The 13,822-nt window shown below is 64.1% G+C and carries 11 protein-coding genes; all 11 read left to right on the forward strand.

What is annotated here, in order from left to right; all coding sequences use genetic code 11:
• The first annotated feature begins 94 nt into the window (after positions 1-94).
• The 11 genes from MHX52_RS03530 (at position 95) to ftsW (ending at position 13,819) form a co-directional block, all read left to right on the forward strand.
• Complete coding sequence (locus MHX52_RS03530; RefSeq protein WP_239316599.1) at positions 95-529, forward strand: SAV_6107 family HEPN domain-containing protein; 435 nt, start codon at positions 95-97, stop codon at positions 527-529.
• A 141-nt stretch (positions 530-670) separates the two neighbouring features.
• Positions 671-1,081: a DUF3040 domain-containing protein gene (locus tag MHX52_RS03535; RefSeq protein ID WP_239316601.1), complete on the forward strand. Its 411-nt coding sequence runs from the start codon at positions 671-673 to the stop codon at positions 1,079-1,081.
• A 534-nt stretch (positions 1,082-1,615) separates the two neighbouring features.
• Positions 1,616-2,047 carry a division/cell wall cluster transcriptional repressor MraZ gene (gene mraZ, locus MHX52_RS03540; RefSeq protein WP_034986508.1) on the forward strand — a complete coding sequence of 144 codons (432 nt, stop codon included), beginning with the start codon at positions 1,616-1,618 and terminating at the stop codon, positions 2,045-2,047.
• A gap of 239 nt (positions 2,048-2,286) precedes the next feature.
• Positions 2,287-3,339, forward strand: coding sequence for a 16S rRNA (cytosine(1402)-N(4))-methyltransferase RsmH (gene rsmH, locus MHX52_RS03545; RefSeq protein WP_034986510.1), 1,053 nt, complete (start codon positions 2,287-2,289; stop codon positions 3,337-3,339).
• Positions 3,340-3,407: 68 nt separating this feature from the next.
• Positions 3,408-4,292: a hypothetical protein gene (locus tag MHX52_RS03550; protein WP_049049529.1), complete on the forward strand. Its 885-nt coding sequence runs from the start codon at positions 3,408-3,410 to the stop codon at positions 4,290-4,292.
• Positions 4,293-4,402: 110 nt separating this feature from the next.
• Complete coding sequence (locus MHX52_RS03555; protein WP_070488980.1) at positions 4,403-6,295, forward strand: penicillin-binding protein 2; 1,893 nt, start codon at positions 4,403-4,405, stop codon at positions 6,293-6,295.
• Positions 6,292-7,911 carry a UDP-N-acetylmuramoyl-L-alanyl-D-glutamate--2,6-diaminopimelate ligase gene (locus tag MHX52_RS03560; RefSeq protein WP_239316603.1) on the forward strand — a complete coding sequence of 540 codons (1,620 nt, stop codon included), beginning with the start codon at positions 6,292-6,294 and terminating at the stop codon, positions 7,909-7,911. Before MHX52_RS03555 ends, MHX52_RS03560 begins: the two co-directional genes overlap by 4 nt.
• Positions 7,908-9,422 (forward strand): UDP-N-acetylmuramoyl-tripeptide--D-alanyl-D-alanine ligase, encoded by a 1,515-nt coding sequence (murF, locus tag MHX52_RS03565; protein WP_239316605.1) that lies wholly within the window; start codon positions 7,908-7,910, stop codon positions 9,420-9,422. Before MHX52_RS03560 ends, murF begins: the two co-directional genes overlap by 4 nt.
• 7 nt (positions 9,423-9,429) lie before the next feature.
• Positions 9,430-10,530 (forward strand): phospho-N-acetylmuramoyl-pentapeptide-transferase, encoded by a 1,101-nt coding sequence (gene mraY, locus MHX52_RS03570; protein ID WP_035005461.1) that lies wholly within the window; start codon positions 9,430-9,432, stop codon positions 10,528-10,530.
• Positions 10,531-10,590: 60 nt separating this feature from the next.
• Positions 10,591-12,144, forward strand: coding sequence for a UDP-N-acetylmuramoyl-L-alanine--D-glutamate ligase (gene murD / locus MHX52_RS03575; protein WP_370642213.1), 1,554 nt, complete (start codon positions 10,591-10,593; stop codon positions 12,142-12,144).
• Positions 12,145-12,151: 7 nt separating this feature from the next.
• Entirely contained in the window at positions 12,152-13,819 is a 1,668-nt protein-coding gene (gene ftsW, locus MHX52_RS03580) for a putative lipid II flippase FtsW (RefSeq protein WP_239316607.1), read from the forward strand.
• Positions 13,820-13,822 lie beyond the last annotated feature (3 nt).

The following is a 13,822-nucleotide window of genomic DNA, read 5'->3' on the forward strand; positions in this document are numbered from 1 at the left end:
GGTGGGATGTCCGAGGCGCTTCCTAGAGTGAGGTCTAACAGTCAAGGCGATAGGCCAACAAGGCGATAGGCCAAAAGGAAGAGGGGACAAGACCATGAACGAGAACATGCTGGCCCAACCCAAGCAGCTGGGGGCGCGGGCTCGTTACAGTCGCAGTCGCGGGGCGCGGGGGTTCCTGGACGAGGCGGAGCGCCAATTGGAGCTATCTCGATCGGAACTACGTGAGCCCGAGGCGATCGTCTATGCCTACCGAGCTGCCCTGCGGGCGGCAGGTGCGTTGATTGAGTGGGAGATGGCCACGCGAAAGCGTCGCCCTTCCGGGAGTGCATGGGCGAAGCTGCGGGTTTTGCGCCCCGACTTGGAGGGTTGGGCAGAGACCTTTGAGGTGCACGCGCGGGTAGCGAGTAGGGCGGGGTTGGGGCTTAACCGAGGACTGCCGGAGAATGCGCGTGGCGCGATCTATCGCGATGCCTGCGATCTGGTGGATTTCGCCCGCGGGGCAGTAAATTACCTGCCGGAGGTTGCCTAGGGCGAAAAGTGGGCGTTGTTTGAAAACCGCAGGTTGATGTAGGGTGGATGGGTGAGAAGTGGGCGGAGTTCGCCCAGGCTGGAAACTTTCTTTACGCCTAAAGCGTTAGGAAGAGTAGCCGCAAACATTTGGGAGGTCGCGATGGCTCTATCGGAGCAAGAGCAGAGGATGCTCGCGGAGATCGAACGGGCGTTGATCGCCGAGGATCCACGCTTGGCAAAGCAGGCTTCCAATAGCGGCGAACAGACGATCAGCTTCAACATCCGCTCGATTGCGCTCATTGTCCTCGGTCTCGCGGTGATGGTCGGCGGCATTGCTGCGTCCCAGCTTTCGCTGTGGTTCGTAGCGATGAGTGTGCTCGGGTTCCTGATCATGTTCGGCGGTGGCCTTCTGGCATTCCAGTCCAACGATGATCCGGAGACCGCAGCTATCAAGCGCTCCAAGTCTTCCAAGAGTGGCAAGCCCGGTGCGGCGAGGAAGGCTGGCTCGGGTCACTCCGGTGGCATCGGCGACAAGATGGAAGATAGCTTCCGTCGCCGCTTCGAGCGCTAGTCAAGCCCACCAGTTAGATCTAACTTAAGGAACCACCGTCCTCCACGCATGGAGGACGGTGGTTTTGTCGTATCTAGTCGAAACTAGGGGGAGCCTCCCCACTTCGCCCCACCTCAAGCCCTTTTAATCCCTCTGGTGTTGCGGGCGCGCGCATTCAAGCGTCGGAGGAGGGGTGGCTTGAATATTCCTACCTGCGCAAATGGCTCAGTTGGCTGAGATAAGGGGGTGGGGGAATGGTGGCGTCACAAAGAAAGAAGGGTGAGGGGCTGTGTGTGAAGGGGCGAGGGGCGAAGGGGTAAAGTCCAGCTTGAACGTTGTTGATGTGAAAAATATTGAGAAAAGGTGCGCAAAAACACCTCGTGTTGTGGAGTTTGTGGGAGAGAGTGGGGTAAAGTGGGGCTCGTTGGAGCAAAGCTGTGCCAACAACTCCAAACTTCATAGCGAAACCACTGGTCAGGGCAAGAAATCGCCCGCCATCCACGACATAGACGGCAAAACGAAACAAGAGATCTTCCAACGGAAAGGGGCCGATGCATGTTTTTCGGCACCTTCACGCCGAAGCTGGACGACAAGGGTCGACTGACCCTGCCGGCAAAGTTTCGGGAGGAGCTCGGTGACGGCCTGATGGTCGTGAAAGGGCAGGATCGCAGCCTGGCTGTGTACCCCAAGGCAGAGTTTCTGGTACGGGCGAAGAAGGCGGCTGAAGCCTCGCGCACGAACCCGAAAGCTCGCGCCTTCGTGCGCAACCTGGCGGCCAGCGCCGACGAGCAAACCCTCGATTCGCAGGGGCGCATCTCGGTCTCGGCGATGCACCGAAGCTACGCGGGTCTCACGAAAGAATGTGTTGTGATCGGCAACGTCGACTTCATCGAGATCTGGGATGCCGAAAGCTGGGCCGAGTACAGCGCGGAGCACGAAGAGGATTTCTCGGACGGCGACGACGAAGTGCTGGCGACATTCCTGTAGCCCCGAAGGCCTTAGCGCTTGACCAGATAAGACAAATTCATAGTGAAAACGGAGTGTGCGCAGGCCCTTACCTGCGTGGACGACGCGGAATCTTGACGTACTTCCCCAATGTCAAGCCCGCACCCACGCAGGTGAGGCCCTGTACGCACTCCTTTAGCTTTTGAGTCACATAAGTAGCTATGTGGCACATGAACTACATAGCGCCCCAAGAAACGCAGTGAGGGAAGGAGGGAATACCGATGAACGAAGAACGTGGAGCCGAGCAGCGCGAAGAGCACGGCCACACCCCAGTCATGCGCGACCGCATGGTCGAGCTCGTGGGGCTGGGCGTGAACAGCGAAAACGCGCCCGCCCACCCGGTCATCGTCGATGGGACCCTCGGCGCAGGCGGTCACAGCGAGGCCTTTTTGGACGCCTTTCCCCACGCAACCGTCGTCGGCCTAGACCGCGACCCCAACGCACTGGCGGAGGCCAATGAGCGCCTGGTGCGCTTCGGGGACCGCTTCGTTTCCTACCAGACCCGCTTCGATGGAGTAACCGAAGCGCTGGAGGACCTGATGGAGCAGGGCAAACTCCCGGCCAGCGTGCGGGAGCACGGCATCTCCGGGTTTCTGTTCGACCTCGGAGTGTCCTCCATGCAGCTGGACCAGCCGGAACGCGGATTCGCCTACGCGGTAGACGCGCCGCTGGATATGCGCATGGATCCCAGCAGCCCGCTGACCGCCGCCGAGATCCTCAACACCTACAGCCACGGCGAGATCGCGCGCATCCTGAAGACCTACGGCGACGAGCGCTTCGCGGGCAAGATCGCCTCCGCGGTCGTCCGCGAGCGCGAGAAGCAACCCTTCGAGAACTCCGCGCGGCTGGTGGAGCTGCTGTACGCAACCATCCCGGCAGCGTCGCGCCGCACCGGCGGGCACCCGGCGAAGCGCACCTTCCAAGCGCTGCGCGTCGAGGTGAACGCGGAACTCGAGTCGCTGGAGAACCTGATCCCCGAGATCTCCCGCTGGCTACATGTCGGCGCCGTCGGCGTGTTCATGAGCTACCAGTCGCTGGAAGACAAGATCGTCAAGAAGGCATTGGTGCAGCTCAGCACATCAAAGACCCCGCCGGGGTTGCCGATGGAGCTGCCCGGCATGGAAGCCGAGTTCGAGCTCAAAACCCGCGGGGCAGAGAAGGCTAGCGAGGCGGAGATCGAGCAGAACTCCCGGGCCGCCCCCGTGAGGGTGAGAGCCTACAGCAGGGTCAGCGACAGAGGAAAAGCAACATTTCCGCTGGACACGCCCAGTTAGCTAGACAAAACACCTTAGAACCACTGATAGAAACAAACCCGGACCTCCGATAATTCGGAAGGAATCACATGACAGCACCAGGCACCATCCGCACCCGAGGCCAGCACACCGACCGCGATCGCACCACCGTAGCCGGTCGCGGCGTTGCCGACCGCTCCCGCGCCAAAGCTCGCCCGGCGCGCTCTACCCAGCGCACCGCCGAGCCGACCCGCCGCGGAAGTGCCTGGGATACCAACCGCACCAGCGCCCCGGGGCGCAGCACTCGCCGCTTCGGCGGTAGCCGGGTGGGCTCGCGCCAGCAGGTATCGGTCCGCGGGCGGCGCATCATTGCCCTGGAGCGCGGGAACCCGAAGCTCACCCGCCGCATCGTGCTGGCGGTTACTGTTTTCATCCTCGGCGTGGTTTCCATCATGGCGCTGTCCGCCGTCACGACTAAGCAGTCGTTCCAGATCTCCGATGCGCAGTCTCGAAGCACCACGTTGGAAAACGAGATCGAGAGTCTGAACCGGGACGTCGCCAACGCGAAGTCCTCCGCCAACATCGCCAAGGAAGCCAGCGAGATGGGCATGGTTACCCCGAAGCAGTCCGGCATTCTGGAGGATCGCGGCGGCAAGATCGAGGAAACCCGCCCGGCCAACGCTGAAGATGGCAAGGAAGTCGTCGACGTCAACGGCGAAACTAAGCGTCGTGGCGCAACCAGTGATCCGAACAAGACCGAACGTGTCGAGGGGCTGCACCCGGACCACCCGGTCCTTGCAGGTGACCGCGCCCCAGATGTAGACGTCAGCGGTCCTCGCAACAACCCACAGGGCAACGGTGGTCTGCCGTACTCCGGCGGCCCGGCGGGTCAGGCGCCTGCACCAGCGCCCGCGCCGGCTCCGGCAGCACCTGCTCCAGCACCGGCTCCTGCTCCAGCGCCCGCGGCGGAGGCGCCGGCCCCGGCGCCGCGCTAGGTCACCGCGGACAGCAAACCGAAAACTTCAGACACGCCGGGGCCAACCCCGGCCTGTTTTCGTATTTACGGGGACAATAACCAAGAGTGAATAGAAAGGAGGGCAACCACGTGTCCACACCCAACGACCGCCGCTCCCCGCGGACGGTTGACTCTAACTCGTGGTTGATCCTGGATACCTCCTTCGCGCGCTTTAACAAGCGCGTACGCCTTGTGTTCCTAGTCATTTTCCTGACGGTTTTCGCCCTGCTGCTGCGCCTCGCCTGGGTACAACTGGTCGCCGGCCCAACGCTGTCTAATCAAGCGCAGATGCAGCGTACCTCGGTGATTACCGAACCGGCTCTGCGCGGAGGCATTACGGATCGCAATGGCCAGGTGCTGGCCTACACCATGGACGCACGCAGCCTCGCTGTGCTCCCGAAGCAGGCCGAAAAGCTCATGCAGGAAAGTTATGAAGAAAATCCCGAGGAGAACCCCGAGCCCAAGCAGCGCATCGAAGAGATCGCCAAGCGTCTGCCCGAGATGATCAATAAAGAAGGCGACGATATCGAGGAAGACGATATCCGCGACAAACTGACCAGCGATAGAAGTTACGAGGTGCTGGTGCGCAACGTCGACCCGGACGTTGCTGAGAAGGTTGGCGAGGAGTTCCCCGAGATCACCGTCGAACGCCAGGACCTGCGTCAATACCCCAACGGCGCGGTGGCGCAGAACATGATCGGCAAGATCAGTACCGATAACCAGGGGCAGTTCGGCCTGGAGCTGTCCCAGGATGCGCGCCTGCAGGGCATCAACGGTTCGCGCACCGTGGACATTGGAGGCGATGGCTACCAGATTCCGGGCTCCACCCGCGATGTGCACCCGGCCGTCAACGGCGATTCCTACGAGCTGACCATCGACCTGGACGCGCAGACCTATGTACAGCAGGCACTGCAACAGGCGCGCGAGAAGTCGGGCGCAAAATCCGCCTCGGCCGTCGTGCTGGATTCGAAGACCGGCGAGATCATCGCCATGGGCTCTAGCGATTCCATTGACCCGAACGGGGACATCGAAAAGCAGCTGAAGCGCAAGAAGGTCTTCGGCGATCGCGCCACGGCGGATTCCTTCGAGCCGGGCTCCGTGGCCAAGATCATGACCGCCGCGGCAGCCATCCAGGAGGGCAAGACTACCCCGGATGAGGTGCTTAAGGTCCCCGGCAGCATCGAGATGTCCGGCGTGACAGTGAAGGATGCATGGGACCACGGCGAGGTTCCGTACACCACCACCGGCATCTTCGGTAAGTCCTCGAACGTCGGCACCCTGATGCTCGCCGAGCGCGTGGGTGAGGAGAAGATGTACGAATACTTCCGCAAGTTCGGTGTAGGCCAGACTGCGGGCGTGGGGTTGCCGTACGAGGTTGCCGGCTACATGCCGGAGCTGAACCAGTGGTCCGGCGGCACTTTCGCCAACCTGCCGATCGGCCAGGGCATGTCCATGAGCCTGCTGCAGATGACCAGCATCTACCAGGCGCTGGCCAACGACGGCGTGCGCGTGGAGCCCAGGCTGATCAACAAGATCACCACGTCCGACGGCGCGGAGCTGGATTCCGACCCGGCGAAGGAGACCCGCGTGGTCTCCCCGGAGACTGCCCGCACGACCGTGGACATGTTCCGTGCGGTGACGCAGAAGGACGAAACCGGAGTTCAGCAGGGCTCTGGTGCGCCGGCGGCCATCGACGGTTACCAGGTTTCCGGCAAGACGGGCACGGCCCAGCAAGTCGACCCGGACACGGGCGCCTATTCGAACTCCAAGTACTGGATCAACTTCGCGGGTATCGCACCCGCCGACAAGCCCCGCTTCGTGGTTGGCATCATGCTGGATGACCCCGAGCGCGGTACTGACGGGGGCGCGGGTGGCAGCGCGGCGCCTCTGTTCCACGACATCATGGCGTGGATGCTCGACCACTACAACGTGCCGCTGTCCAAGGAAGCAGGACCAAAGCTGATGCTGGAGGCAAATCAATGACATCGCTGAAGCAGCTCGCCGAAATCTGCGGAGGAACCCTCACCGGCCCCTGGGAAGGTGTGGAGGTTAGCTCTGCCGCGATCGGTTCTAATGATGTGCAGCCGGGCGGCCTTTTCTGTGCTGTTCCTGGTTCGAAGGTCCACGGCGCGACCTTCGCCGCGGATAGCAAGGCGGCCGCCGTTCTTACCGACGCCGCAGGCCAGCGCATTATTGATGACGCCCCTACGCCGCTACCGTGCATTGTTGTGGACGACGTTCGCGAGTGGATGGGCGCGGTGTCTGCGGAGGTTTATGGCCACCCGGCACGCCAGCTGAAGACCATTGGCATCACCGGCACGTCTGGCAAGACCACCACCAGCTACCTGGTGGAGAAGGCTCTGCTGGATTCGGGGCTGCAGGTGGGGCTGATCGGCACCACCGGCACCCGCATCAACGGCCAGCCGATTCCGACCTCGCTGACCACCCCGGAGGCACCCACGCTGCAGGCGCTGCTGGCGCGCATGGTTGCCGAGGGTGCCACGCACCTAGTGATGGAGGTTTCCAGCCACGCCCTGCAGCTAGGCCGGGTGCGCGGAGTGCACTTCGACGTGGTGGCGTTTACGAACCTGAGCCAGGACCACCTGGATTTCCACCCGACAATGGAGGACTACTTCCAGGCGAAGGCGCTGCTGTTCGAACGCGCGGAGGATGGTGGTGTTCCGGGCACCGCTGTGGTCTGTTGTGAGGACGAGTGGGGCGAGCGCATGCGCGCCATCGCCGCGAAGCACTCGCCGACCGCGGCGCTGTACCCCCAGGGCGGTGACCACACGGCCGAAGCAGGCGGCCCGGTATGGTCCATTGCCTCCGCCGAAGTGGCCCCCAGCGGCCGCCAGCACATTCGCCTGGACATCGCAGGCGGCGCCGAACCCGGCGAGCTGGATTACAGCATCGGCATGGCGGGCTCCTTCAACCAGGCCAACAGCTTGGTGGCGCTGGCCTGCATCGAGGCCGCCACGGGAGACGCGCTGACCAGCGACAGCGCCGCCGTACAGGCCCTGCAAGACGTGCAGGTGCCCGGCCGCATGCAGCTGGTCGAGGAGGGCCAGGACTTCCTGGCGATGGTTGACTATGCGCACAAGCCGGGCGCGGTTCAGGCCGTGCTGGGTAGCCTGCACGACTACCTGCCGGATCCGGAAGCCCGCATCGGCATCGTCCTCGGGGCCGGTGGAAACCGCGATCACGACAAGCGCGCGATCATGGGCCGCATCGCCGCGGAGCTGGCCGATGCGGTGTTCGTCACGGATGACAATCCCCGGGATGAGGAACCTTCCGCGATTAGGGAGGCTATTTACGCGGGGGCGCGAGAGGGCGTCCAGAAGAAAGAACAAGAACAACCAACAAACGGCGAGACCGTGTGCGAGATCGTGCCCGACCGTGCAGAGGCAATCGCCGCGGCTGTGGCGTGGGCACGCCCCGGAGACGCGGTGGTCGTGGCCGGTAAGGGGCACGAAAAGGGGCAGCTGGTGGCCGGCACGATGCACCCCTTCGACGATGTGGAGGAGCTGGCGGCAGCTCTGCAGAACCGGGTGCGGCAAGAGCGTGAGGCAGATAATGGTGAAGGTAGGCAGAAGCGATGATTGAACTAACAACCCAGAAAATCGCCGAGGTAACGGGCAGCGCGCTGATTAACGACGTGGACCCGCAGGCCGTAGTAACCGGCCCTGCGGAGTTCGATTCGCGTAAGATCACCCCGGGCGCGATCTTCATGGCCCTGCCCGGAGCTCGCGCCGACGGGCACGACTTCGCCGACGCTGCATTGCAGAACGGCGCTGCGCTGTTGATCGTCGGCCGACCGGTGGAGCAGCCCGCGCTGCTGGCGGCTCCGGTGGAGGTCAACGAGCAGACCTCCAACGCCACCGCCTTCGAATTCGACGTGGAAGGCCACGGCGCCGCAGTGCTGGCTGCCGTGGACAAGCTCGCGCGCTACAACACCGACGTACTGGCCGCCGAGGAAGGCATGGTCGTCGTCGGCGTTACTGGTTCCGCGGGCAAGACCTCCACTAAGGACCTGATCGGCGCGGTGCTGCGCGAGGCGGGGGAGACCGTCGCCCCGCCCGGCAGCTTCAACAACGAGATCGGCCTGCCGTACACCGCCCTGCGTGCCAGCCGCGACACGCGCTTTCTCGTCAGTGAGATGTCCGCCCGTGGCGTGGGCCACATCCAGCACCTGACGACCGTCACTCCACCGCGCGTGGGCGTGGTGCTGAACGTCGGCAGCGCCCACCTGGGCGAGTTCGGTTCCCGCCAGGCCATCGCGCAGGCGAAGGGCGAGCTCGTGGAGGCGCTGCCAGCCGCCGCCGAGGGTGGCCTGGCCGTACTGAACGCCGACGACGACAAGGTCGCGGCGATGGATAAGCGCACCGCGGCGCGCGTTGTGCGCTTCTCCACGGAGGGCGCGACGGGAGCCGCGGGTGTTCCGGCGGATTACTATGCCACCGACATCGAGCTCGATGCCGTGGCCCGCGCCAGCTTTATGCTGCACCACCCGGCAGGTCAGCCGGTGCGCGTGGAGCTTTCGGTGTTCGGCGCCCACCAGGTCTCGAACGCGCTCGCCGCCGCGGCGGTTGGCATCGAGTTGGGTATTGACGCCGCCACGGTGGCATCCCTGCTGAGCTCTCACGTCGCCGCCAGCGTGAACCGCATGGACGTTCGCACCCGCGAATCCGACGGGGTGACCATCATCAACGATTCCTACAATGCCAACCCCGAATCCATGCGCGCGGGAATCGATGCGCTGGCCTACACGGCCAAGGGGCGCCGCGAGGCGGAAAGCTGGGCCGTGCTGGGGCAGATGGGCGAGCTGGGCGAGGACGCGAGCGACGAGCATGCCGAACTCGGCCACGTGTTGGCGCAGCGGCGCATCGACCACGCAGTGATCGTGGGCAACGGGGTGAACCAGCGTGCGCTGGCCAACGCCGCCCGGGAGAGTGGAGTGGAAACCCACGTTGTTGAGAACATCGACGGCGCGGTGAACTATCTAGACATGAGTTTGAACCCGCAGGATGTGGTGCTGATCAAGGCATCGTATTCGGACGGACTATGGGCCGTGGCAGAAGGACTGCTGATCGGCGAGGACCAAGGAGCTTAAAAATCCCATGTTGCAAATCTTTATCGCAGGTGCGGTCGCTTTCCTTGTGTCCGTACTGCTGACTCCGGTGCTGATCCGTTGGTTTTCCGCCGAAGGACTGGGCCAGGAGATCCGCGAGGAAGGCCCGAAGTCGCACTTCAAGAAGCGCGGCACCCCGACCATGGGCGGCATCGCCGTGCTGGCGGGCATCGTGTTCGGCTACCTGGTGGCCGTGCTGGTGGGTCTTATAACCACCGGCGCCGGGCCGGGCGTCAGCGGCTGGCTGGTGCTGGGGCTGACGCTTGCCTTGGGCGGGCTGGGTTTTGCCGATGACTACATCAAGCTGGTCAAGGGCCGGAACCTGGGCCTGAACGCGAAGGCGAAGCTCGTGGGGCAGCTGGTAACCGCGATTGTCTTTGGCCTGCTGATCCTGCAGTTCCCGAACGCGCACGGACTCACCCCGGGCTCCACGCACCTGTCGTTTGTCCGCGATATTGCGACGTTCGACATCGCCATCGGGCCGGCCATCGTGGGCATGGTTCTGTTCCTGATCTTCATCTACGTGGTCATCTCCGCCTGGTCTAACGCAGTGAACCTGACCGACGGCCTGGATGGTCTGGCCAGCGGCGTGACCGCGATGGTCATGGGCACCTACGTGCTGATTACCTTCTGGCAGTTCCGTAACTCCTGTGCCGTCAGTGCACAGGCCGCCTGCTATGCGGTGCGTGACCCGTTGGACCTGTCGATGCTCGCCTCCGCTGGCCTGGGTGCCTGCCTGGGCTTCCTATGGTGGAATGCGGCTCCCGCGAAGATCTTCATGGGTGATACCGGCTCGCTGGCCCTTGGTGGCCTGGTGGCAGGCTTGTCCGTCACAACCCAGACTGAGCTGCTGATGATCCTGGTCGGCATCATCTTTGTCATCGAGGCTGCATCCGTGGTGATCCAGGTGGTCTCCTTCAAGGCCACCGGCAAGCGCGTGTTCCGCATGGCGCCGATCCACCACCACTTTGAAAACAAGGGGTGGGCGGAGACGACCGTCGTTATCCGCTTCTGGCTGCTGGCCGCGCTGGCGGCGATGTCCGGCTTCGCGATCTTCTACGCGGAGTGGCTCAACGGCGCCAGCTTCTAGGCCGGCCAGTGGCAGGCCCACAAACCCACAATTCGCTAGCAATGTAAGGACAACCCAGCCGTGGAATCGACACCCGCACTTCACCCCGCAGACGCCCTAGAAACCATGCGCACCCAGACCGTTCTGGTCGCGGGCGCGGGAGTGGCCGGGCGGGGCGTGATCTCCATGCTTTGCGCCCTCGGCGCCCGGCTGGTCCTGGTTGCAGACGATAACGCGCAGGCACTTGGCCACATCGCCGACGATGGGGAGACGGAGCTGCGGCTGCTGAATGTCTCCGAGGCCATCGACTCCCTAGAAGACCTGGCCCCGCGGCTCGTCGTGACTTCCCCGGGCTGGAAGCCCGAATCCCCGCTGCTGGCCCGCGCCGCCGAGCTGGGAATCCCCGTGATTGGGGATATTGCCGCAGCCTGGCTGGCGGACCAGGCCGGGGCCTTCGGCGAGCCCCGCACATGGCTGGCGGTGACGGGAACAAACGGTAAGACCACCACCACGGCGATGCTGACCTCCATGCTGATCGCCGATGGGCGCGCTGCCCTGGCCGTGGGCAACATTGGCATCGCCCCTTCCGCCGCCTTGGCTGGCCAGCACCGCGGCGAACCCCGCTCCGACGTTTTTGTCGCCGAGGTATCCAGCTTCCAGCTGCACTGGGCGCCCATGTTCGAGCCCACTGTCGGCTGCATTCTGAACCTTGCCGAAGACCACCTGGATTGGCACGGGAGCTACGACAACTATTGCGCAGACAAGGCACAAGTCTTGACCGCTGAGGAGTCTGTCCTGGCCCTGGACGACTCAGACGTTGTGGCCACCGCACGCGCCCGCCAGGTCGCGGCGCGCCGTGGGTACACGATTCACGACCCTGAAGAGGTGGCGTCACAAAACACGGAACGAGTAGTCGGGGTGCGCGACGGGCGGCTGATCGAGGTCGTCATCGACGACCCGAGCCAAACCACGGACCTCGCTCCGGCGCAGGGGATTAGCCCTCCCGGGCCTGCAGGGCTTGCCGATGCCGCGGCGAGTGCGGCGATGGCGCGTGCGCTGGGCGTGGCTCCGGCGGCCATCGAAGCCGCGCTGGCCGGATTCAAGGTGCAGGCGCACCGCGGACAGGTTGTGCTGGAGCACGGAGGCGTTACCTGGATCGATAACTCGAAGGCCACCAACCCGCACGCCGCCGAGGCCGCGCTGCGGGGCCAGCGCAATGTGATCTGGGTTGCCGGTGGGCAGCTGAAGGGCGCGGCGGTCGACGGGCTAATCCGGGCGATCGGCGGCGCCCTCAAGGCAGTGGTGGCCCTGGGCGTGGATCGCGCGGAGCTCGTCGCCGAAGTGTCGCGGCAGCTGCCCGACCTGCCGGTCACTGTTATTGACGCCACCGATCCAGAAGAAGCGATGCGTGCCGTCGCCTGCGCCGCCCACGAGTTGGCGCAACCCGGCGACAGCGTGGTGCTGGCCCCGGCGGCAGCGTCGCTGGATATGTACACCGGCATGAGCCAGCGTGGCGACCTGTTCGCCCAGTATGCGGTGGCATATGCTGGGGCCGATAGAGCCGAACAGACGGCACAAGAGGCCCCAGAAGCCCAAGCGGCCCAAGAGACTCAAGCAACACAGGAAAGGGGATAGGCGCGCGATGTCCACTCCGACGTCCAATTCGAAGCGCCGGCGCATCCCCGGCGCAAGGGAGAACAGCCCGCACGGCGAGCGACCCGAGCCGGAGCGCAAGGCCGCGAACCAGGAATCTGGCGCCGAGCGCGGCTTGGCATCCCTGCAACGCAAGTTGTCCGCGCAGCTGGCCACCCCGCAGATGAACTACAAGGTGCTGATGGTCGTCACGGCGTGCTTGACCCTCCTGGGGCTAGTTATGGTGCTGTCATCGTCGATGGTGACCTCCTACGCTAGCGGCGCGAGCGTCTTCAGTGAGTTTATTAAGCAAGCCGTGGTCGTATTCCTCGGATTGGTGGCTATGTGGGTGGCGCTACGGATGCGCCCGGAGACGATCCGCAAGTATTCCCCGTGGCTGTTGGTAGTTGCGATTGTGATGCTGTTCATGGTGCTGATCCCCGGCGTTGGTATCGGTGGCGAAGAAGTCGGTTCGAACTCGTGGATCCGCATTGGCCCCATCGGTGTGCAGCCCTCCGAGGTGGCGAAGCTGGCGCTGGCCGTCTGGGGAGCGGCCACGGTCACCTACAGGGCACGCGCCACAAGGCGCCTTGACAGTGCCCTCGGCGCCTTCCTGGGCGTGAGTGCTGCGATTCTGGTGTTGGTGCTCCTGCAGAAGGACCTAGGCATGGTGTTCTCCGTGAGCATTGTGGTCGCCGCGCTCATCTTCTTCGCCGGTGTTGGCCGTCAGGTCATCTCCGCGGTGCTGGGAGTCGTTGCGGTGCTGGGCGTGTTTGCGATTACCCGTCAGAGCTTCCGCGGCGCGCGTATTACGACGTGGAAGGACGCTCTGACCCTGAACTTCGGTGATTCGGCGACCCAAGGTTCGTCCTATCAGTCCCACCAGGGCATCTTGTCCCTCTCGGACGGTGGGGTTTTCGGTGCCGGGCTGGGACAGTCCAGTGCGAAGTGGTTCTACCTGCCGGAGGCGAAGAACGACTTCATCTTCGCCATCGTGGGCGAGGAGCTGGGACTGCTCGGCGCGTCAATCGTTGTGATCCTGTTTGGAGTGCTCGCCTGGTTCGGCATCCGTACGTCCCTGGCACAAAAGGACCCTTTCCTGCGTTTGCTGGCTGCAACGCTGACCATCGGTATCACCGTGCAGGCTTTCTTCAACATGGGCTACGTTGTGGGCCTGCTGCCGGTGACCGGCATCCAGCTGCCGCTGATCTCCGCCGGCGGTTCGTCGGCGATCATCACCCTCATTTCCATGGGGCTGCTGTGCAACTGCGCCCGCAATGAGCCGGAGACGGTCTCTTCCATGCAGCACGAAGGGCGCCCACTCATCGACCGCATCCTTCTGCTGCCGGAACCGCAAGGCTACAAGGCGGGCGAGCAGCGCCGGAACGAGCGCCGCGAGACGGCCTATAGCTACGGCGAGCCGGTTACCCGGCAGCGGGCGAGCGCTGGCCGGGGGAGCCAGGACGTCCGCCGCGAACGCGACCGGGTGGAACAGTCCATCCGTCGCGTCGGCGGCGAGTCGCGTCTGCGTGGCTACGATGGAGTGCGAAGGCAGGACCTGCCGCCCACCGCGACCCCGAAGCCGATCCCGCGTAGCCGTCACCGGGCGGACGAGGCGGGGCCGCCGAGGGCTCGCAAGACTCGCAGAACTATCGATAACCGACACAGGAGGCGCTAGCCA

It is taken from the genome of Corynebacterium sp. ACRQJ (assembly GCF_022346045.1).
Lineage (GTDB): Bacteria > Actinomycetota > Actinomycetes > Mycobacteriales > Mycobacteriaceae > Corynebacterium > Corynebacterium evansiae.